This is a genomic window from Bradyrhizobium sp. USDA 4011 (assembly GCF_054063415.1).
This window is the reverse complement of the sequence record NZ_JBSSGG010000001.1, coordinates 7,956,238-7,976,988: the sequence shown is the minus strand read 5'-3', so window position 1 is coordinate 7,976,988 and position 20,751 is coordinate 7,956,238. Positions and strand designations below refer to the sequence as shown.

Sequence of the window (20,751 nt, the reverse complement as noted above, 5' to 3'; positions counted from 1 at the left end):
TTGATTAAAGCGGCCAAACCGCCTTGCTGGCAAGTCCCGTGAGATCGTGCCGGGAGCGAGGGCCCCGTTGCCGTCTCCCCGCACGACACCGGTGTTGTGGCCGGCATGCGCGATCAATTGGCCGACAATGAACGCCGCGCGCTGCGTATCAGCTCACGCGGCCGTCGGCTCGCTCGACAGCGCGGCGAACACCGTCTCCGGCGAATGGGCGATCACGGCGAGCAGCGCGCGGGCGGGTCCCCGCGGGGCGCGCTTGCCCTGCTCCCAGTTGCGGATGGTTTCCACCGGCACGCCGAGCTTGGCGGCGAATTCGAGCTGGGTGAGTTGGGCCCGGCGGCGCAGATCGCGCACGGCCGGTTGCGAGGCCACAGGCCGCATCACCGCCTCGGCCGGATGTGCGGGCACGAGCGGGATTTCCTGCCCGTCGCGCAGTTCGACGATACGTCCGTCCGCCTTGAGCCGCAAGCGCTGCATGATGGCCCCCGTGATGGCCCCTCTGGAGATAGGAGCATCATCCGCCAACCCCGTTAAGGCGCGATTAACGATAAACGCGCCCGCCGGCGCCGGACTACTTCAAGCCGAACCACAGCGTGGCGATGCCGAGAAACGAGAAGAAGCCGACCACGTCGGTGACGGTCGTGACAAAGGTGCCGGAGGCGACCGCGGGGTCGGCGCGCACCCGTTCCAGCACCATCGGAATCAGGATGCCGCCGAGCGCGCCGGCGACCAGGTTGCAGATGATGGCAAGTCCGATCACGATGCCGAGGCCGGGGATCTTGAACCAGGCCACCGCGGCGATGCCGGTGATGACGGCAAAGGCGAGCCCGTTGACGAGCCCGACCATGGTCTCGCGCAGAACCACGCGCGTCGCGTTGAACGCGCCGAGCTCGCGGGTGGCAAGCGCGCGCACCGCGACGGTCATGGTCTGGGTCGCGGCATTGCCGCCCTGGCTCGCCACGATCGGCGCCAGCACCGCGAGCGCCACCATCTTCTCGAGCTGGCCCTCGAACAGGCCAAGCACCGAGGAAGCCAGGAACGCGGTGGCGAGATTGACCAGGAGCCAGTTGAAGCGTCCGCGGGCGATGGTCCAGACCGTGTCGGACAGCTCTTCAGGATGGGTAACGCCGCCCAGCGCCTTGAGGTCCTCGTCAGCCTCCTCCTCGATCACGTCGACGACGTCGTCGATGGTGATCACGCCGACCAGCCGCTCGGTGGTGTCGACCACGGGAGCCGCGACCAGATTGTACTTGCCGAACATCCGCGCGACCTCTTCCTGGTCTTCCAGCGCGGAGACCCGGCGGCGGTCCTCATCGATCAGGTCCTTGACCGGAACCGGGCGGCGGGTGCGCAGCAGCGCGTCGAGCGGCACCGCGCCCAGCAAGTGCTTGTCGGCGTCGACCACATAGATCTCGTAGAAGCGGTCCGGCAGATCGGGCGTGTCGCGCATGTAGTCGATCGCCTGCCCGACCTTCCAGTCCGGCGGCACCGCGATGAACTCGGTCTGCATCCGCCGGCCGGCGGAATTCTCCGGATACAGCAGGCTGCGCTCGATGTCCTCGCGTTCGGCCGCCGGCAGCTTCTCCAGGATCTCTTCCTGGTCCTCCTCGTCGAGGCTTTCCAGAAGCTCGACGGCGTCGTCGGATTCAAGCTCGCGAACGCCCTCGGCAACGGTCTCCGGCTCGAGTTCCTCGAGGATCTCCTCGCGGACCGTCTCGTCGACCTCGTTGAGCGCCGAGAAGTCGAAGTCCGTGCCGGTGATTTCGACCAGGGTGACGCGGTCGTCCGGCTCCAGCGCCTCGATCAGGTCGCCGAGATCGGCCTCGTGCAGTTCCGCCACCACCTCGCACAGCAGGGGCCGGTCGGCGGCGCGAATGGCCCGGGTGATCTCCGCGACGAATTCGGGGCTGAGCTGGCCCTCCTCGTCCCGCATCGGCATCCGGGCGAGCGGGTCGGCCTCGGCGGGTTCGACAACGTCGATATTCTCGGCCATGCCGTGATTCGCCGGTTTGACAGGAGGGGAAAAAATGCTCTGATGAGTGCGGAACGGATTACCTAATCGACGGTGCCGAGTGCAATGAAAAATATTGCAATGAGAAACATGTCGAGCGGCCCACGGTCAATCGTCACCGTCCTCGCGACGCTGCTCACGCTTGCGCCTGTTGCGCTGATCCCGACCGCGCCGCTTGCGCTGATCGGCTCGGCACAGGCTGCCGAATGCCCGCGCAAGGATGCGCTCGGCACCTCGCGTGTGCTCGAGGTCGATCCTGCGACCTATCCGCGCGTCGGGCTGAAGAGCTTTCCGCAGACCCTGCCGCTTCGGGATGGCGAGGTCGTGCTGACCTTCGACGACGGGCCGACACCTGGCGTCACCGACAAGGTCCTGACGGCACTTGCAACCGAATGCGTGCAGGCCACCTTCTTCATGGTCGGCCGCAATGCGGCCGATCATCCCGACATGGTCCGCAAGATCGCGCGCCTCGGGCACACCATCGGCTACCACACGTGGGACCATCCACATTCCAACAAACTCTCGACGGATCAGGCCGAAGCGAACATCAATCGGGGGATCGAAGCGGTCCAGACGGCCTTGCGCGGCATCGCGAGCACCGTCCCGAGCACGCCGTTCTTCCGGTTCCCCTATTTCGAGTCGACGCCCGCCCTGCTCGAGCGCCTGGAAAAGCGCGGTATCGCGGTATTCGGCGCCGATTTCTGGGCCAGCGACTGGAACAAGATGACCCCGGAGGAGGAACTCAAGCTGCTCACCGGGCGGCTCGAGGTCCATCGCAAGGGAATTATCCTGCTGCATGACCCGCAGATGCGAACAGCGCAGATGCTGCCTGCCTTCCTAAGGTACCTGCAGGAGCATAATTATCACGTCGTCCACATCGTCCCGGTGGCGATGCGGACCGTGTCCGACCGGGCACATTGAACCCGGGACCCAAGGTGGATTACAGACCGTTAAGGCGGCATTCATGGGGCCGCACCTAAGGATTCGTCAGTGCGTTTGGAATACGGCCGAGATTGATGATTGCAGACGTCCTGGTGATGATCCGGAAGCGGTCGCGGACCGTGATCGGCGCGGCGCTGCTGGGCTGCTGCTTGACGGCGTCGCAGGCCGGCCTCGCTGCGGATTGCCCGGGTAACCCCAACGCCCTCGGCACCTCGCGGACCATCGTCGTCGATCCCCGGGAACATCCGCGGATCGGCACCATGCAGTATCCGGAGACGCTGCCGCTCGCCGATCACGAGGTGGTGCTGACCTTCGACGACGGGCCGCTGCCGAAATACAGCAACCAGGTGCTGGCGATCCTCGCCAGCCAATGCGTCAAGGCGACCTTCTTCACCATCGGCTCCCAGGCCCGGTTCAATCCGGAGGGCGTGCGCAAGCTGGTCGCCGCCGGGCATACCGTCGGCACGCATAGCCAGAACCATCCGCTGACGATGAACAAGATGCCGCTCGAGCGCGTGCGGCAGGAAGTCGACGACGGCATCGCCTCGACGCTCGCCGCCCTCAACGGCGACAAGAGCAAGCTGGCGCCGTTCTTCCGAATCCCCGGCCTGATGCGTGCCGAGATCCCCGAAGCCTATCTGGCGTCACAGGGCATCCAGGTCTGGAGCGCCGACTTCCTGGCTGACGACTGGCGCCACGTCTCGCCGCAGCGGGTCTACGACCTCGCGATCCAGCGGATCGAGGCCAAGCACAAGGGCATCCTGCTGCTGCACGACATCCAGCCGCGCACCGTCGCGGCGCTGCCGCTCATCCTCAACACGCTGAAGGAGCGCGGCTACCGCATCGTCCATGTCGTACCCGCGACAGCGGACCGCCCGGCGACGCCGACCGAGCCTCAGCAATGGTTCATGCGTCCGCCGACCGAGACGGTCGCGATCACGCGCTGGCCCAAAATTCCGAACTTCGTCTTCACCGCGACGCGGACGCTGCCGGCCCCGGTGTTTGCCGACATGGACTGGCGCGATGCCGACATCCTCGATCACGCGCAGCGTGCGCGCGTCGGCGCATCCGTCCGCACGCTGTGGCCGCAGCCGCAGTTCATCCAACTCGCGTCAGTTTCGACATTGCCGATCCCAGCGGCTGACGTGTTTCGCGTTCCCGAAGCGCTGGACCTGACCCTGCTCGCGGCCCGCTCGGCGGCCGATCGCCGTCTCGCACAGCACGCGACAGCGGCCTCCGGAGTTGGCGCACCGCGTGCGCAGGCGATCTCGGCGCGCCAGGCCAGCCACCCGAAGCAGGCCGCGCATCAGATCCCCGCTGCGGCTCACGGCCGGCTTCACGCCGCGCCGCTGCGTGTCGCGCCGCCGGCCGCAAGCAATGCGTCGGTCCACGTCGCCAGGCGCACCCCGCGCGCCGAGGCCTCGGCGGCCAGCAAGCGCGTGCCTGACTAGGACGAATCCAGATTCAGCGGAGCCAAATGCAGATTGCGGCGAGGTAGACGAATGCGAGGAAGTCGTCTGCCCGTCGGTCATATCGCGTGGCGAAGCGGCGGAAGTGTTTGAGCTTGTTGAAGCAGCGCTCGATGCGGTTGCGTAGCTTGTAGATCGTCTCGTCGTGTGGGATGGGGACCTTACGAGAACGGGTTGAGGGGATTACCGCTTCGGCGTTCATGTCTGCGATGGTCGTGCGTAGATCGTTGTTGTCGTAGGCCTTGTCGGCCACCACGGCCTCGGCGTTGAAGCCTTCGAACAGGGCTTTTGCAGTGAGGTTGTCATGTCGTTGGCCGGCGGTGCGAACTCGCGCACGAACGAAAAGTGCACGTATCTGGTGCTGTGGTCGCGCTGCGGGCAATGAGGACGGAGTAAGCTATTGATCTCATGGTGGGCTCGGCAGGACTCGAACCTGCAACCAGTCCGTTATGAGCGGCGGGATAACGATCGGCTTGGATTGATTTGGCGCCGCTTTCGATCGAGCTTGATTGCGTTCGTTGCGTTTCGGTGAGCTCGTTTCTGCTCCGAAGCCGGTGCGGTCATCGGCTGTCGAAATTGAAAGAGTTGGACATTTGCGGCGATCGGCATCGTGTCGATTTTGATTTTCGGATTCTCAAACCGCTAATCCGGCAAGATCGGGCTAGAAGGTCACGGTGACGATGATGGTGTCGGCGTAGGCTCCTGGAGGGGGCGAGGTTTGCGGCGGAACGCGCCCATAGACTGAAACGTTCTGGTTCAACGCTGTTCCTGTGCCAAGCACGCAGGTGTTGGCACCGGACGTACAGGTTGTAGCGGATGTCGTACTTGTCCAGGCGCTGGTCCGGGCCGCGTCCGTATAGAGATTGTAATTGATGAAGCTGGAACTTGCCTGCATGCGCCGCTGGTTGCCGTTTACGTGTAGTCCATTGTCGAGGCCGATCGAGTACGGGGTCGTATTGGTGCACTTCACTGAAATCGTCCCAACGCCGTCAACATTCGACGTCAACAGCGAAGCGTTACCGAAGTTCAGTGGCGTGGTCGAAACAATGCAATTTCCGGCGATTGTCGCTGTCCAGGGCGAGGAGCCTGCATTTGTTGTCGTTCCCGGGTTCGACGAACAATTCGGGCTTGCAAGAAGATAGGCCGCGTAGGCGACGACCGGAGAGGTCGTACTCCAGACGTAGGTCCCAGGTACCGTTGCCTGCTGATTGGCGAGGAAGCGCCCATAGACGGTCAGACTTTGTTGCGCGGGTCCGCCCAAAAGAGGAAGGCTGAGATTGATGCTGACACCACCGGTGCCATACCCGGTGGTCCCGTATCCCCAGGATCCCCAGACCTGCGTGCGCCCGGAATCCATATAGAGCTCGTGTATTGCCGCATTCGCTCCACTTCCCAGTGATCGAACCGAGCTGCTGCTGTTGGGCGCCCCCTGGTTGAATTGCACACACGCATTGACCGTGCAGCCGAGGGCACAGCCGCTGCATGTTACGGTAAATGTCGAGGTCGTATCGACGGCGCTGCCGGCCAGAATGTCGACAGATCCGTAGTTGCCGGACGCCGAGGTAACGGAGCAGCTTTGAGCGTGGGCCGAAAACGATGCCGCAAATTGCAGAAGCAAGGCGAAGAGCAGGGTTCGCTTTGAGCCGATGACCACGATTTCGCTCTCGCAATGTGGGTTGGTCAGATGGGATGATCGAGGAAATTGACGTACGAAGGCACTGTTTTACGTCGGAATGACTGCATCATCGGCACGCGACCCCGGGGATCCGGACCTGTTCGCCCGGCCGCGGAATGAACGCAAACATTGCGCGGCAGCGTGCGTCGGCAAACTCGATTTCGGCTTCGTTCATTGACGAGAGCCCCTTGATATAGGCCTGTCCGTCGTAGCCTACGACAAACTCTACTCCACCGGTCATATGGCCGACAGCCCCGGCCGGCAGAACGCGATTGTCAGGCCCGACAAAGGTGACCAGCGCGGCCGCCGTCTCCTTGCGGACATCGAATCTGACGAGCATCCCGGCACGATCTGCCGGAGCGACGATGTCATGCGTCGTTGCTGCCTCTTCGTCGACCGGAAGGTTCGTCGGGTCGATCGCAATCTTGTTCTTCTGGTAGGACCGGAGCGTCGGGATCAGCAGCATTCCGCTGGAATCGGTGACGCCAGCCCGGCGGTTCTCGCTGAGGACCTCGACATCAGGCACGCCAGTCGCGACCACCGCGAAACTGTCGTCGATCCAGTTCGAAAGGAAAACGCCACCTCCCATGGTGGTGATCGAACCGCGCAATTCCAGCGATCCCACGCTGCCGGCTCCGGCCTGGCTTGCGCCTGCCTGGATGGTGCCGTAGCTCGACTTGTAGGAAGCTGTTGCCTCCCGGTACTTCGATGAGCCTTCGGAATCGTGGACGCGCCAGCCGTAGCTGCCAGGCTCCGGCCCAAGCGACTTGACAGCATCAACGCTACCGGTCGTACCGCTCCGTCCGCTCGAAACTCCGGTCGTGATCGAAGCTGAGTCGCCAAAAGGGATGCTCAAACCAGCAAACATGCCGGTATTCTTCTTGGTACGGAAATCGTGGAAGACGGTAGAGAATATCGAAGCATTGTACGGCAAAGAACGCGAGTAAGAGGCCGTCACAATATTGGACCGATGGCCCGAGTCATCGCGCAGATCGACAAAGCTTGCACTCAGGCTGGCCCGGGGGTCGAACGGCATCGGAGCGCTGAAAGTGATGCGATCGAGTGCGACCGGCGCCCGGGCGCTGCCATAGATGCCGGTCACATAGGCAAAAGAGTTCGACAATGAAGCGATACTGCCGGGCAGGTAATTGAACAGACCGTTCAGGTTTTGCAGGCCGCCGTTCAACACCACGATATTTTGCAATCTTGCGGTCGCCGAGGCAAGGTCGTCATAAGTCCCGAAGGTGTGTTGCGAACTCGCCGAAATGCTCACACCGAAGAGCCGGGTCTCATAGGAAGCGTAGCTCTGCAGACCGCGGTTCGTGCCGCTTGCGCTGCCGGCCAGGGCCACGGCCGCGACGCCGATCGTTCCGGTCCTGAAGACACCACCGATACCACCGTTGATGACACCGGCTCCGCCTTCGACGTGTGCCTCCGCCGTCAAGCCCTCGTAGATACCGCGTCGCAGGGTTGCAGACCCGACCGGCGAGCCGACATAGACGTCACTGCTCGAGCCGTAGGACAACCGCGGCAATCCGCCCTCCACCGACCAGCTGCTCAGCCCGGACGCAAGCAGGCTCGATGCCGCATAAAACGGCGCCGACGTTTGGGTTTCGTGACCTGCCGAATCCCGCACCACGAGTTGCGTTGTGCCGGCTCCGGAAATCAGCGGTATGTTGTTCACACTGAAAGGGCCGGAGCTGACATTCTGAGAAAATGTCTTGATGTTGTTGACATAGACATCGACAGTTGACGGCACTGCCGCGCTGCCACCGATCGTTGCGAGTGGTGAGGTAATGAGATCGGGCCGCAGGGCAAAATCGCGTTGCGCCTGAACGCCCCCTATCCTGACCGGGCGCGACCAGGCCAGTCCGCCGTTGATCGTATCCCCCGCAACGTAACCGATCATCCGGTCCTGATCGGAATACTGGAAAGACGAATTCAGCCTTATCGCTTGCACAGGCTGCTGCGGACCGGCGCGGACGATCGCCGACTGTTCGGCGGTGCCGTAAGGCGAAAACGCCCGGGCATCGAGCAAAAGCGATGTGCTACCGAGCCCGATCAATCCCGGGGTAGCTGCGTTGCTCGTTGAACTAAACAGGTCATAATTCAGCACCGCGCCGGGATCGCCCCGCGCCCTTGGCAGGTTCTCGCTGGAGCCGCCCGCGTCAAACAGCTGCGGTTTGCGTCCGGCTTCGTCGACGGCGATGAATATCCGCTGTGTTCTCTCCTCATATCGATACTTTAGGGTCGGGATATCATCCAGCGCGATGATCTCGCCCGGTCGATGCGGCCGGCCCGGCCGCAGGCCGAGGCTTTCCAGTTCCTCCACCGTTCCGCCGATACGACCGTCATCGAACCGCACGAATGATCCGATCGTTTGGGCGGGCACGGCGTTGATCACGACATCGAGTTGCAGATTTGTCTGGTGTTCCCCCGCACGCGAACGCCCGGCACAGAAGACTATGCCAAGCAGCGCTATCACTGACACAAGTGAAGAGCCTCTTCTACCGACGAGCCGGAGACTCAATAATCGCATGAGTCTGGCCCTTGTCGGTGTCCGCCGTAACGGCGATGGATCCGCCGGATCCAAAGCTGCGAGGATATTTCGGCGTGGCCCAACTCATGGACGAATGTCCGAGGACATAGCCGAGGAGACCGTTGCCAAAGGACAAGGTAGCTCCCGAAGAATCCTTAAGCCGCAAGTTGGCGATGCGTAGCCGCTCGTCGCCGGCATTGTTGGTCACGACGGTCAGTTGGCCAGCGTCAGTACGGAGCGCCCAGGAAATTTGTGGCCGGCTGAGCTCGCGGCCACGAAAAAACGCCGGGATCGACTGTCGTATTAAAAGATTGACGCTGCGACCTTGCCTGCCGCCTGCTCGCGGCAATTGGTCGACGATGACACGATAGCTTTCTTCGCCATCGACCGGCTGTTTCGACACCCGCACAACCCGCACGACATAATCTGAATGAGGCGCCATCCTGACGGCCGGAGGTGACGCCACCACATCGGTCGTCGGTTCAAGCCTCTCCTTGCCATCGGACTGCGACCAATGAAGCACGCGGGTTTGGACTTCGACTTCAGCATCTTCGTCATTGCGCAGTGTCAGGGAAGCCGCAGCCGCCGGGGCATTCAGTTCCAGGAGAACGGGCTCAACGCGAAGGGCGGTGGCCTGTGCAACGTCCATGCATGTCAGGCACGCGACAAACGCGGCCAGCAGAGTCGAATTTTGGTGCATCGCGATGCCCGATCGATCTGGAACGTGCGCCGGAAGGCATTTGGTCGATACGCGAAGCAACAGAACAGCGAGCCGCGGCCGCGGTCTCTACTTCAATACGTGATGGTCATGACCACCGTGTCCGTGTAGGTGCCGGTGTTCGGTGCGATGCCGGTAGCGGGAACGGTGCCGAAAATGTTGATCGTCTGCGCCGATCCGTCACCGGTGCCGAGAAAGCAGCCGTTCGTGGTCGTGCAGGTGGTGCTGCTGGTAGCCGTGGTCCAGGGATTTGTATGGGCTGCATCAGTATAAAGATCGTAGTTGATAAAATTCCCCGCATTCGCCATCCGCCGCTGGCTGCCGGACACATTTGCTCCGTTGTCCATGGCGATGGAGTACGGGCTGCCATTGGTGCAGGTGACCGAGACGGTTGTGCTGCCCGACTGCAAGGTGGTCGCGAGCGTTGTTCCGGACACGCTCCCGAAATTGAGCGTTGCAGCGTTGATTGTGCAGGCCGCCGTGATGGTGATCTGAACGGTCAAATTCGCGGTCGATGTGCCGGCCTGGGCGGACGTTTGATAACCGGATGCGACGGCGAAGAGCGCGACCGCTCCCATTCGCGAAGCCTGCCCCATCCGTCGCTTCAGCAAGGGTCCACGGTCGTCGCGGATACGAATCTTTCGACAAGGATCGAAAACCCGGCAGACCGCTTGCCTGGTCGGCCGGCAACCTTCTTCAGTATCTTCCAATGAATTCGTTTTCATCGCCAATTGTGCCGGACACGCAGGCCGTTGTCGTGAACAAGAGAATCAAAATTGGGTAAACTTTGAATGAGCAAAAGCTTAACGAGGGCCGATCGAGCTATCGACAACTATGCCTCCATCAAAAACTATAATGGTTGGCAAAGTCGGCCGGCGGATTCGGTGCCACCGGCTCTGGCTGCGCTTGGGCTTAGTCTGCCGCCCTCTGAAACCACCGGCGAGCCCTGCAGGACTCGAACCTGCAACCAGACCGTTATGAGCGGCAGCATATCGATCGCCCTCGTCAATTCTGCTCAGCTTTCGTTCGGGTGTCCCGCCTGGCCCATTTCGCCGACTAGAGCGCGATCTAGCTGACCACGATCTTGGCGACGCAGAGCAGAATCACCAGCGCCAGGAAGAAGATGTCGATATAGGATTTGATCTCGCCGGCATGCCTGAGCGCGGTGACGTCGGCGACGATCTGCTTGCGCGAGGCCACGGCATTGGGCCCCTCGCCGGCCGCAGCGGCGAGCCGCCGCGTCTCGCCCTCGAGGCGCTCGATGCGCTGGAAGAAATAGAACGAGCGCAGGCCGGAAAGGGCATGCATCGTTGCATAAACCAGGACCAGGATGGCGACCGTCGCGCGCTGCTCGTACTTCTCCAGCAGGTTCAGCGTGAAATAGATCAGTCCCAGGAACACGAAGTTGGAGAGGACACGGTAGGCGTAGCTGGCAAAGATCATCGAGGTCTCCGGGTGGGGCAGGCTTGCGGCCGCGCGGTCGGGAGACGCGGCCGCCTCCGGTCGGCAGCGCCACACCGGCAAGGCCATGCATCCGCGAATCTACCTGACCGGTGTTACAGGACCGCATCGACCGGCGCCTTCACGTCACCCGCCGGCGTTCGTCGGACCTGCCCCGGGGCGGGGCCGGCACGGCCAGTGCGCGGCCATGCTTCGAAAAGTCCAGCGATTTCAAGGATCAACTGAGGTGTGGTGCGCTCGGAGGGACTCGAACCCCCACGGTGTTACCCACTGCCACCTCAAGGCAGCGCGTCTACCAATTCCGCCACGAGCGCTAAGGATGTCGGATGGAACCCTAAGGCGCCGCCGCATCGAGGGGGCCATGTAACAAATCACGGATGCAGGGACAAGGCGCTTGATGCGTGAATTAACTGCGAACCCCGGGAGATTTCGGCAGCATCTGCTTGACCTCGACCGCAATCCGGTTGCGGTCGACCAGGACGACGCCGCTGGCCACCGGCAGGTTGTTGGCGAGGATCTTGACCTCGTCGGCCTCGGTGGCATCCAGTTCGATGATGGCGCCACGGGACAGCCGCATGACCTGGTGAATCGGCATGGTGGTCGTGCCGAGGACCACCATGAGATCTACGCTGACTTTATCAAGCGTGGGCACTTCTGAACCACCGAACGGGAACTAAATTGTGGGTGCACCTGACCACGTTAGGGTTAGCTAATGGTTAACGACCGCCAAAGCCTCGATTTGACGACCTTTGCACGCCCTTCGAGCGGCGAAGCGGTCGAATGGCGGATCTCGGACGGTCCCGTGCCCTACCCCGATTCTCTCGCCGAGATGGACGCAAGGGTGGCGGCGATAGCCGAGGGCTCGGCGCCTGAACTGGTGTGGCTGCTCGAGCACCCGCCGCTCTACACCTCCGGCACCAGCGGCAAGGCCGACGACCTGCTGGCTCCACGCTTTCCGACCTTCCAGAGCGGCCGCGGCGGCCAGGTCACCTATCACGGCCCGGGCCAGCGCGTTGCCTATGTGATGCTCGACCTCAAGCGGCGCCGGCCCGATGTGCGCGCCTATGTCGCCTCGCTGGAGCAATGGATCATCCGCACGCTCGCCGCCTTCAACGTCCGCGGCGAGCGCCGCGAGGACCGCGTCGGGGTCTGGGTGCGGCGCCCGGACAAGGGACCGGGCCATGAGGACAAGATCGCCGCGATCGGCGTACGGCTGCGCCGCTGGGTCTCGTTCCACGGTATCGCGATCAATGTCGAGCCCGACCTCTCGCACTTCCAGGCGATCGTGCCCTGCGGCGTGGTCGACCCGCGCTACGGCGTCACCTCGCTGGTCGATCTCGGACTGCCGGTCACGATGGCGGATGTCGACATCGCGCTCCGGCAGGCATTTTCCGAGGTGTTCGGCGACACCGCAGCGCGCCTGCCGGAAGCGACGTTGTAAGGCTCACGCCGCCTTCTGCGGCGCCACCTCGAGCTTGCCGGCGATGTAGCGGCGCTCCTGGGTCAGCCCGCCGAAGCCGTAAGCATCGCCCCTCACCTCATCGACATGGGCGTAGCTCTCGGTGTGGAGCGGCCCAAGCAGCTCGCCCATCCGCTTGAACAGCGCCGCGAGATAGGCCGCCTTCTCGTCCTTGGTGTTGGTGCCTTCGGTAACGTGGATGTCGAGCCAGTAGCTCGCGAGCCCCTGCTCGGCGAGCGACTTGCCGCCGGCGAACCAGTCGGCGGCGGCATCGGACTTCACGATGATTGCCGTGACCTTGGGGTCCTTGTGCAGAATCCCTGCGGTCAGCTCCGAGACGGCAGCGGCGATGTCGGACTTCAGCGACGGCCTCTCGCGGGAGGTCGCATAGGTGACGGTGATGAGCGGCATGATCGGTCTCCTTGAATTCGGTTGGCGCGGGTCAATCGCGCCTGCCCTAGCTAGACCTTTGTGCATCATCTTGGTATCTTATCTAGATAGATAGCAATGATAACGACTATTGATCATGAGGGCGACGCTCGATATCGACACCGTGCAGGCCTTCCTCCTCGTCGCCGAGCTGCAGGGCTTCACCCGCGCGGCCGAGGCGCTCGGCACCACACAGGCGGCGATCAGCATGAAATTGCAGCGGCTGGAAACCGTGCTCGGCAAGCGGCTGGTCGAGCGCTCGCCGCGCGCGGTGCGGCTGACCGCCGATGGCGCGGCTTTCCTGCATCACGCTCGCGCGCTGATCGAGGTGCATGACCGCGCACTGTCGGGCGAGACACCAGCGCGGCAGCAGTTGACGCTCGGGATCAGCGATCACGCCACGGGGCCGGAGCTGGTGCCGCTGCTGGAGCGGCTACATGCGATGGCGTCCCAGCTCGCGCTCGCCGTGACCATCGGCTTCTCGCGCGAGATGCTCGACGCCTACGATGCAGGCGTGCTCGACGCCGTGATCGTGCGCCAGGAAGGCAGCCGGCGTGGCGGCGAGAAACTGGCCGAGGACGAATTCGGCTGGTTCGCAGCCAAGCGCTTCGTCTGGCCGCGTGGCGACGCACTGCCGCTCGCCACGCTCGCACCGCCCTGCGGCGTGCGTGCCCTTGCCGTGCGCGCGCTCGACAAGGCCGGCATCGCGTGGACCGAAAGCTTCGTCGGCGGCGGCGTCACGGCGGTGGTCGCAGCCGCGCTCGCCGGCCTTGCCGTCGCCCCCCTCGTCCGCCGCATCGCGCCGCCGGGCCTGATCGACATCGGGCCCACGCACCAGCTGCCGCGGCTCGGCGCGTCAAAGGTGATGCTGCATTCGAAGGTCAGCGATCCCGCCAAGCTGGCGGCGTTGCGGACGCTGGCGGCGACGTTCCGGAGCGTTGCCGCCGCGGCGTAGCACGCGCGAGACCACCGGCTATCCCAACCTCCTCACAAGATCGCCTCGAACGCGCTTCGCAAGGTTTCGTGGCGGAACACAAAGCCGCTGCTCAGCGCCTTGTTCGGCAGCACGCGCTGGCCGCCGAGCAGCAGCTCGTTGGCGAAGTCGCCGCCGATGGTCCGCAACAGCGCGGCAGGCACGCGGAAGATCGCGGGCCGGTGCAGGCGGCGCCCCAACTCCTCGGTGAATTTCGTGTTGGTCACCGGGATCGGCGCGGTTGCATTGACTGGTCCGGACAGTTCGGGTCTTGCGATCACATGCGCGATCAGGCGCACCAGATCGTCACGCTCGATCCATGACATCCACTGCTTGCCCGAGCCGAGCGGGCCGCCAAGACCGAATTCGAACGGCGTCAGCATCCGCGTGATGAAGCCGCCGTCGGTGCCGACCACGAGACCGATCCGCAAATACGCCACGCGCACGCCGTGATCGGCAGCCGCCTTCGCCGCATTCTCCCAGGCTTCGCACAGTTCGTGGCTGAAGCAGGCATGGGATTTCGCCGACTCCGTCAGCACCTGGTCCTGCCAAAGACCGTACCAGCCGATCGCAGAGCCGCTCACCAGCACCGCCGGCTTGCGTTCGAGCCGCGCGATCAGCCTGACGACCTCGGCCGTCATGTCGACACGCGAGGCGACGATCTTGCGGCGCTTGGCTTCAGTCCAAAGGCCGTTGCCGATCGGCTCGCCCGCCAGATTGACGACGGCGTCGATCCTTGAGTCGGCGCGCAGCTGGTCGAGGCTCGTGATCAGCGTCACCGGCGGCGGCAGCATCTCCGCCTTCGCCGGGTTGCGGATCAGCGCAACCACCTGATGGCCGGATGCGGTAAGGCTTGCGGCCAGGCGACTGCCGATGAAACCGGTCGCGCCGGTGATGAGCACCGTCTGTCGCGCCGGCAATGTCTCGACCAAGGTGGCGGCCGGCCCGCTGGCCATCCGTCCCAGCCGCCTGGCGGCGGCGAAGTCGCGCGCACCGAACAGCGCAGCGCCGAAGGCCGCGGCGGTTGCGAACAGGCTTAAGAGACCCGCATAGGCCGGCACGACGGCCGTCGGCCGCATCGCCCAGCCGATCAGCACCGGCACTAGCAGCACGAGGATGGCACCATAATTGATCGCCAGCAGCGTGTGGTTGATCCGCTCGCTCGGCGGCAGCTTTCGGCTCAGATCCTCCTCGACGAAGTCCATCAGCGTGATGACGACCTCGACGACCAGCACGGCCATGATGCCGACCGCAAGAATGCCGTGCACTTCCAGCCAGCCGAGCACGAGGAACAGCAGCGCATAGAGCATGTTTCGCATGCTATGCAGCTGCAGCTCATGGCGCTGCGAAGGACGCCAGGCCAGCCGCTCGGTGAATTCGTGGTGATAGAAGGTGTCGAATGCGCCCATCGCGATCTGGATGGCGACCAGGGTCCACAGCAGCGGCGTCATGACGAGGCCTCCCTGAACACGGCGGACTGACGGATCAGCCGGCCGAAACGCGGGTGGATGATCTCCAAAGTGAAACGGAAGTCGCCGCAACCGAGATCGGAATGGGTGACGGTGAGATCGCCGGGCCTGAGCCATTCGGGTAGCGACAGGCGAAACGGACCGAGCCGCAGCGAATAGCTGACGCTGCGAAACACCAGCGCCTCGTGCTCGACCGCGATTCGCAGCGCCAGGCTGACGCCGAAGCCGACATACTCCTCGAGCCCGGTGGGTCCGGCAAAGCGCTTGGCGGAATGAATCACCTGCGGGAAGCCATCGCGGCGCGCACAGATCCGGGTCCAGATCTGGCCGCCGCTCGCGGCGTCCTCGGTGACCGTGACGATCATCGGCACGCCGGTCTCGGTGCCGGTCGGAAGCGGCCCGCCGATCAGCCGCGCGGCCTGTGCCAGCCACCAGCCGGCGCGGCTGCTTGAGGCTTCCTCGACCTCGCCGACATAGACGACGGTGTTGCCGTCCTCGAACCGCTTCGAGAAACGCCGCCAAATCGCGACCGGGAGGCGGCCCCAATCCTCGTCGGACAGCAATGCGCGGAAGCGATGGTCGTCGAGCAGTTTCGTATCGGAAGCCGGCGCTGTCGTTGAGGTGGATATCCTTGCTGTCGCCATCGCACACTCCCGCTACGCCGCCGCTATTTGGCCCTGCCCGTCGGCAGGAAACTCACGATCTTCTCGCCGAGTTTGATCAGCGCGACCAGACGTGGCCGCGGCACGTTCAGCATCTGCGTGTACCAGCGGTCGACGAGCTCGGTGAATGTCAGCATCTCCTTCAGCCGCTTGCTGGCGAGCGGGCTGATGGCGGGATCGTCGGCCGCGTCGGCGACGCAGGCGCGCAGCGCTGCCAGCGCGGGATCGATCTCGCGCTCCTTGCGACCCGCCGCGATCTTGGCAGCGACCTCCCAGATATCCGTCTCGGCCTCGAAGTGGTCGCGACGGTCGCCGAGGATCGGCACCCGCCGGATCAATCCCCAGGACAGCAATTCCTTGATCGAATTGGAGACGTTGGAGCGCGCCATGCCGAGCGTGTCGGCGATGTCCTCCGCGGTCATTGGCGCCTCGGCGAGGTAGAGCAGCCCGTGGATCTGGCTGACCGAGCGGTTGACGCCCCATTCGTCGCCCATGTCGCCCCAATGCAGGATGAAGCGTTCGACGGCGGCGGGAAGTTTTTTCTTGGCGGTTATTTCTGTCATGACAGAATTATCAGATTATTCGGAGCAAAAGTCAAGTGCCGCAGCGGCTCCGCCAAATTGGGGATACCGCACAATTCTAGGCGTTGGCGGGGGCGGATCGCTCGTTCATACTTCGAAGCCTCGGCCCGTAACGGCCAAGGTCGACTCCGCTTTCGAAGGAACACGCCATGACGGCCCCTCTTTCCGACAAGGTATTCGCGGGCTCGGTCCCGCAGCTCTACGACCGGCTGATGGTGCCGATGATCTTTGCGCCCTATGCCCGCGACCTCGCGCAACGCATCAAGGGCCACCGGCCGCGCGACCTGCTGGAGATCGCGGCGGGCACCGGCGCCGTCACCACGGTGCTGGCGACGGAATTGCCGGACACAAATATCACCGCGACCGACCTCAACGAGCCGATGCTGGCGCAGGCGAAGACGCACCTCGCGGACAAGGCGAACATCAGCTGGCAGCAGGCCGACGCGCTGTCACTGCCGTTTGGCGACGCGAGCTTCGATATCGTCGCCTGCCAGTTCGGCGCGATGTTCTTCCCCGACCGCGTCAAGGGTTACACCGAGGCGCGGCGTGTGATGAGGCCCGGCGGGCGGTACTTCTTCAACGTCTGGGACAGGATCGAGGAGAATGACTTCGCCGACGTGATGCAGCGGACGATGTTTGAGGTGTTTCCGGGCAACCCGCCGCAGTTCATGGCACGAACGCCGCACGGCTATCACGATCCCGCGCGGATACGCGCCGACCTGACCGCCGCAGGCTTTCGCGACATTGCCATCGAGTCGGTCACCAAACGGAGTCCCGCTGCCTCGGCACAGGATGCCGCCGTCGCCTACTGCCAGGGCACGCCCACGCGCGGCGAGATCGAGGCGCAGGGTCAACCGAGTCTCGAGGCCGCAACAGAGCGCGTGGCCGAGGCGCTGGCGCGCCGCTTCGGCAATGGCCCTATCGACGGAAAGATCCAGGCGCTGGTGATCTCGGCGGCGTAGCCGTGCGTCACACCGTCGGCAGGAAGGCGAACCGCTCGCCTGCCCCGCGCAGATTCAACAGATCGGGCGTGCCGTCATCGGCCTGCACGCGGTCGACGCGCGCTGAGATCGGGCCACGGCCGCACGCCTTGATCATGTCGACGACGACGGCCTCGGGGCCAGCGAACACCGCCTCGACGCTGCCGTCGCGGCGATTGCGGACCCAACCCTCGAGGCCGCGCGCGTTCGCATGTTCGTGAACCCAGGCGCGATAGCCGACGCCCTGGACGCGTCCGCTGATCGTGACTTGGCGGATCACGCCGCTCACTTCTTCAAGCCGAGGAATTCGCCGCTGCGCGCCCTGCTCTCCGCCTCTCGCATCACGCGGCTGGTCAGTTCGGACGAGGCGATGCCTTTCAGATTCTTCGGCGAGGTGCCTTCGCGCAGCGCCTTCAGCGTCTCGTAGACGGCCTGGGTTGCGGCCGCGAACGGCGCGTGGCCCTGCAGCGCAATCCTGACGCGCTGGCTTGCCAGATAATCCAGCGCGGTCATCTCCTCCGGCGCGCCGCCAAGCACGATCGGCAGCGTTGTCGCAGCCGAGAGCGCCTCGAGCTCGCCGCGCGACGTGATGCCGGTGAAGAACAGTCCATCGACGCCGACTGCCTCATAGGCCCTGGCGCGTGCGATCGCGTCGTCGAGATCAGTGATCGAAACGGCGCCGGTCCTGCCCAGGATGACGAGCGACGGATCGCTGCGGCCGTCGAGCCCGGCCTTCATCTTGCCGACGCCTTCCTCGAGCGAGATCAGCTGCGCCTTGGCCTGGCCGAACGCCTGCGGCAGCAGCGTATCCTCGATGGTGAGGCCGGCGGCACCGGCGGCCTCCACCTCCTGGACCGTGCGGCGGACGTTGAGCGCATTGCCGTAGCCATGGTCGGCATCGACCAGCACCGGCAACGTCGATGCACGCGACATCCGGCGGACCTGCTCGGCGAACTCCGTCAGCGTGATCAGCGCAATATCAGGATCGCCGAGCACGGCGAGCGATGCCACCGAGCCGCCGAACATGCCGAGCTCGAAACCGAGATCCTCCGCAATCCGGATCGAGGTCGCGTCATAGACCGAGCCCGGACGGATGCAGGTTGATCCGTTGAGAATTGATCGCAGTGCTTCGCGGCGTTTGCGGAAGGCCATGTATTCCTCTCCATCCACGTCATTGCGAGGAGCGAAGCGACGAAGCAATCCATTGTTAACGAGGAGAGATGGATTGCTTCGCTGCGCTCGCAATGACGAGTCTAGGCGAACTCCAGGATCAGTGCATCGACCGCAAGCGTGGCGCCGGCGGCGGCGTGGATCTTCTTGACCGTGCCGTCACGCTCGGCGCGCAGCACGTTCTGCATCTTCATGGCTTCCACCACCGCGAGCGTCTCGCCGGCCTTGACCTCCTGGCCCTCGGTCACCGCGATCGACACGACGAGACCGGGCATCGGACACAGCAACTTCTTGCCGGTGTCGGCCGCCGAGGTCACCGGCATCAGCCGCGCCGAGGTCGCCTCGGTCTCGGTGAAGACATAGACCGGCACCTCATAACCTTGATGCGCGAGGCGGAAGCCGTTGTTGATGGCCCGCACCTGCACGGCGACAAAATTGCCGTCGATGGTGCCCTGCCACACCGGCTCGCCCGGCGCCCAGATCGACACCAGATTGTGCGGATTGCCCGGCAGCCCGTCGGCGCCGATGAAGCGCACCGCGATGGCGTCATCCTCGCGCGCGATGTCGAGCGCGATTTCGGCGCGATCGAGCCACACCGCGCGGCGGCGCTCGCGCTGCACCACGCGGCCGCCCATCTGGCCGGAAATCTGCCGCTTGCGCTCGCCCAGCACGTGATCGATCGCGGCACCGACTGCCGCGAGCCGCCGCGCGATCTCGCCTTCGGGGGCACGCGCGGAGAATCCCTTGGGGAATTCTTCCGCGATGAAGCCGGTCGAGAGCCGGCCCTCACGCCAGCGCGGATGGTTCATCAGCGCCGACAGGAACGGGATGTTGTGCCTGATGCCGTCGACATAAAAGGCGTCGAGCGCGGTCGCCTGCGCCTCGATCGCCGCAGCGCGCGACGGGGCATGGGTGACGAGCTTGGCGATCATCGGATCGTAGTGGATCGAGATCTCGCCGCCCTCCTGCACGCCGGTATCGTTGCGGATCGTGATGCCGTCATGGCTGGCCTCAGCCGGCGGACGGTATTTCACCAGGCGGCCGATCGACGGCAGAAAGTTGCGGAACGGATCCTCGGCATAGACGCGGGACTCGACCGCCCAGCCGGTCAGCGTGACGTCCTTCTGCGCGAGCGCAAGCTTCTCGCCGGCGGCGACGCGGATCATATGCTCGACGAGGTCGATGCCGGTGATCAGCTCGGTGACCGGATGCTCGACCTGCAGGCGGGTATTCATCTCCAGGAAGTAGAAGCTCTTGTCCTGGCCGGCGACGAATTCCACGGTGCCGGCGGAATCGTAGTTCACCGCCTTGGCCAGCGCGACCGCCTGCTCGCCCATCTTGCGGCGGGTCTGCTCGTCGAGCAGCGGCGACGGAGCTTCCTCGATGACCTTCTGGTTGCGGCGCTGGATCGAGCACTCGCGCTCGCCAAGATAGATCACGTTGCCATGCTTGTCGCCGAGGATCTGGATCTCGATGTGCCTGGGATCGACGATGAATTTCTCGATGAAGACGCGGTCGTCGCCGAACGACGACTTCGCCTCGGCCTTGGCGAGGTTGAAGCCTTCGGCGACCTCCGCCTTCGAATGCGCGATGCGCATGCCCTTGCCGCCACCGCCGGCGGAGGCCTTGATCATCACGGGGTAGCCGATCTCGTCGGCGATCTGGACGGCGTGCTTGTCGTCCTCGATGACGCCGAGATGGCCGGGCACGGTCGAGACCTTGGCCTTGGCCGCGGCCTTCTTGGATTCGATCTTGTCGCCCATCGCGGCGATGGCGCCGGGGTTCGGGCCGATGAAGACGATGCCGGCGGCTTCCAGTGCGCGCGGAAAGGCCTCGCGCTCGGACAGGAAGCCGTAGCCGGGATGCACGGCCTGCGCGCCGGTCTTGCGGCAGGCGTCGACGATCTTGTCGATCAGAAGATAGCTCTCGGCCGCGGCGGGCGGGCCGATCAGCACAGCGTCGTCGGCCATCTCGACATGCAGCGCGTCGCGGTCGGCCTCGGAGTAGACGGCAACCGTCTCAATCCCCATACGGCGCGCAGTCTTGATGACCCGGCAGGCGATCTCGCCGCGGTTGGCGATCAGGATTCGTTTGAACATGCTCTTCTTGCTTGGGCTTTGGGCAGGATTCCTCCCCGCGCAATCCGGCACGGGCGATTGGGCGTAACCACTCCGTGGTACAGGAAATTGTCCCGGAGGCAACGGTCTAATGCAGAC

Annotated in this window: 21 protein-coding genes and 1 tRNA gene; 5 read left to right on the top strand and 17 right to left on the bottom strand. The window is 64.2% G+C overall.

Going from position 1 to position 20,751, the window contains the following annotated elements; genetic code table 11:
• Positions 1–153: 153 nt before the first annotated feature.
• Together ACVW1C_RS37820 and mgtE are read right to left on the bottom strand one after the other, a co-directional pair.
• Complete coding sequence (locus tag ACVW1C_RS37820) at positions 154–474, bottom strand: helix-turn-helix domain-containing protein (protein ID WP_456762578.1); 321 nt, start codon at positions 472–474, stop codon at positions 154–156.
• Between the two features lie 94 nt (positions 475–568).
• A complete protein-coding gene (gene mgtE / locus ACVW1C_RS37815; protein WP_456762577.1) occupies positions 569–1,990 on the bottom strand; it encodes a magnesium transporter in 1,422 nt (473 codons plus the stop codon).
• 99 nt (positions 1,991–2,089) lie between these two features.
• Here mgtE and ACVW1C_RS37810 point away from each other — a divergent pair, with 99 nt between their 5' ends.
• Together ACVW1C_RS37810 and ACVW1C_RS37805 are read left to right on the top strand one after the other, a co-directional pair.
• Positions 2,090–2,929, top strand: coding sequence for a polysaccharide deacetylase family protein (locus tag ACVW1C_RS37810; protein ID WP_456762576.1), 840 nt, complete (start codon positions 2,090–2,092; stop codon positions 2,927–2,929).
• Between the two features lie 95 nt (positions 2,930–3,024).
• Positions 3,025–4,401, top strand: coding sequence for a polysaccharide deacetylase family protein (locus tag ACVW1C_RS37805; RefSeq protein ID WP_456762575.1), 1,377 nt, complete (start codon positions 3,025–3,027; stop codon positions 4,399–4,401).
• A gap of 13 nt (positions 4,402–4,414) precedes the next feature.
• Here the strand turns inward: ACVW1C_RS37805 and ACVW1C_RS37800 are convergent, their stop codons facing one another.
• The 8 genes from ACVW1C_RS37800 to ACVW1C_RS37765 form a co-directional block, all read right to left on the bottom strand.
• A complete protein-coding gene (locus ACVW1C_RS37800) occupies positions 4,415–4,801 on the bottom strand; it encodes a transposase (protein WP_456762574.1) in 387 nt (128 codons plus the stop codon).
• Positions 4,802–5,080: 279 nt separating this feature from the next.
• On the bottom strand, positions 5,081–6,073 hold the full coding sequence (locus ACVW1C_RS37795) for a Csu type fimbrial protein (RefSeq protein WP_456762573.1): 993 nt from the start codon (positions 6,071–6,073) through the stop codon (positions 5,081–5,083).
• Positions 6,074–6,161: 88 nt separating this feature from the next.
• Positions 6,162–8,585 (bottom strand): fimbria/pilus outer membrane usher protein, encoded by a 2,424-nt coding sequence (locus ACVW1C_RS37790; protein WP_456762572.1) that lies wholly within the window; start codon positions 8,583–8,585, stop codon positions 6,162–6,164.
• A 16-nt stretch (positions 8,586–8,601) separates the two neighbouring features.
• Complete coding sequence (locus ACVW1C_RS37785; RefSeq protein ID WP_456762571.1) at positions 8,602–9,282, bottom strand: fimbrial biogenesis chaperone; 681 nt, start codon at positions 9,280–9,282, stop codon at positions 8,602–8,604.
• 143 nt (positions 9,283–9,425) lie between these two features.
• Positions 9,426–10,076, bottom strand: coding sequence for a Csu type fimbrial protein (locus tag ACVW1C_RS37780; protein WP_456762570.1), 651 nt, complete (start codon positions 10,074–10,076; stop codon positions 9,426–9,428).
• Positions 10,077–10,419: 343 nt separating this feature from the next.
• On the bottom strand, positions 10,420–10,794 hold the full coding sequence (locus ACVW1C_RS37775) for a hypothetical protein (RefSeq protein ID WP_456762569.1): 375 nt from the start codon (positions 10,792–10,794) through the stop codon (positions 10,420–10,422).
• A gap of 247 nt (positions 10,795–11,041) precedes the next feature.
• Positions 11,042–11,126: transfer RNA gene (locus tag ACVW1C_RS37770), tRNA-Leu, on the bottom strand.
• A 92-nt stretch (positions 11,127–11,218) separates the two neighbouring features.
• On the bottom strand, positions 11,219–11,464 hold the full coding sequence (locus ACVW1C_RS37765; protein WP_021080574.1) for a FliM/FliN family flagellar motor switch protein: 246 nt from the start codon (positions 11,462–11,464) through the stop codon (positions 11,219–11,221).
• Positions 11,465–11,524: 60 nt separating this feature from the next.
• Between ACVW1C_RS37765 and lipB the strand changes: the two genes are divergently transcribed.
• Positions 11,525–12,253 (top strand): lipoyl(octanoyl) transferase LipB, encoded by a 729-nt coding sequence (gene lipB, locus ACVW1C_RS37760; RefSeq protein WP_456762568.1) that lies wholly within the window; start codon positions 11,525–11,527, stop codon positions 12,251–12,253.
• Positions 12,254–12,256: 3 nt separating this feature from the next.
• Here lipB and ACVW1C_RS37755 read toward each other — a convergent pair whose 3' ends face one another.
• On the bottom strand, positions 12,257–12,682 hold the full coding sequence (locus ACVW1C_RS37755) for a tautomerase family protein (RefSeq protein ID WP_456762567.1): 426 nt from the start codon (positions 12,680–12,682) through the stop codon (positions 12,257–12,259).
• 115 nt (positions 12,683–12,797) lie between these two features.
• Here ACVW1C_RS37755 and ACVW1C_RS37750 point away from each other — a divergent pair, with 115 nt between their 5' ends.
• Positions 12,798–13,655, top strand: a complete 858-nt coding sequence (locus ACVW1C_RS37750) for a LysR family transcriptional regulator (RefSeq protein ID WP_456762566.1) — start codon at positions 12,798–12,800, stop codon at positions 13,653–13,655.
• Between the two features lie 32 nt (positions 13,656–13,687).
• Here the strand turns inward: ACVW1C_RS37750 and ACVW1C_RS37745 are convergent, their stop codons facing one another.
• The 3 genes from ACVW1C_RS37745 to ACVW1C_RS37735 are packed head-to-tail and all read right to left on the bottom strand — an operon-like array spanning position 13,688 to position 16,367.
• Positions 13,688–15,124 carry a TIGR01777 family oxidoreductase gene (locus ACVW1C_RS37745; RefSeq protein WP_456762565.1) on the bottom strand — a complete coding sequence of 479 codons (1,437 nt, stop codon included), beginning with the start codon at positions 15,122–15,124 and terminating at the stop codon, positions 13,688–13,690.
• Positions 15,121–15,786 carry a DUF4166 domain-containing protein gene (locus tag ACVW1C_RS37740; RefSeq protein ID WP_456762564.1) on the bottom strand — a complete coding sequence of 222 codons (666 nt, stop codon included), beginning with the start codon at positions 15,784–15,786 and terminating at the stop codon, positions 15,121–15,123. Before ACVW1C_RS37740 ends, ACVW1C_RS37745 begins: the two co-directional genes overlap by 4 nt.
• A gap of 23 nt (positions 15,787–15,809) precedes the next feature.
• Complete coding sequence (locus tag ACVW1C_RS37735; RefSeq protein ID WP_456762563.1) at positions 15,810–16,367, bottom strand: GbsR/MarR family transcriptional regulator; 558 nt, start codon at positions 16,365–16,367, stop codon at positions 15,810–15,812.
• A gap of 167 nt (positions 16,368–16,534) precedes the next feature.
• On the opposite strand from ACVW1C_RS37735, the gene ACVW1C_RS37730 reads away from it, so the two are divergent.
• Positions 16,535–17,347 (top strand): class I SAM-dependent methyltransferase, encoded by an 813-nt coding sequence (locus ACVW1C_RS37730; protein WP_456762562.1) that lies wholly within the window; start codon positions 16,535–16,537, stop codon positions 17,345–17,347.
• Positions 17,348–17,354: 7 nt separating this feature from the next.
• Here ACVW1C_RS37730 and ACVW1C_RS37725 read toward each other — a convergent pair whose 3' ends face one another.
• From ACVW1C_RS37725 to ACVW1C_RS37715, 3 genes are all read right to left on the bottom strand, one after another.
• Positions 17,355–17,654 carry an acylphosphatase gene (locus ACVW1C_RS37725; protein WP_456762561.1) on the bottom strand — a complete coding sequence of 100 codons (300 nt, stop codon included), beginning with the start codon at positions 17,652–17,654 and terminating at the stop codon, positions 17,355–17,357.
• Positions 17,651–18,517, bottom strand: coding sequence for an isocitrate lyase/PEP mutase family protein (locus tag ACVW1C_RS37720; protein WP_456762560.1), 867 nt, complete (start codon positions 18,515–18,517; stop codon positions 17,651–17,653). Before ACVW1C_RS37720 ends, ACVW1C_RS37725 begins: the two co-directional genes overlap by 4 nt.
• Positions 18,518–18,618: 101 nt before the next feature.
• Positions 18,619–20,634 (bottom strand): acetyl-CoA carboxylase biotin carboxylase subunit, encoded by a 2,016-nt coding sequence (locus ACVW1C_RS37715; RefSeq protein WP_456762559.1) that lies wholly within the window; start codon positions 20,632–20,634, stop codon positions 18,619–18,621.
• Positions 20,635–20,751: the final 117 nt, after the last annotated feature.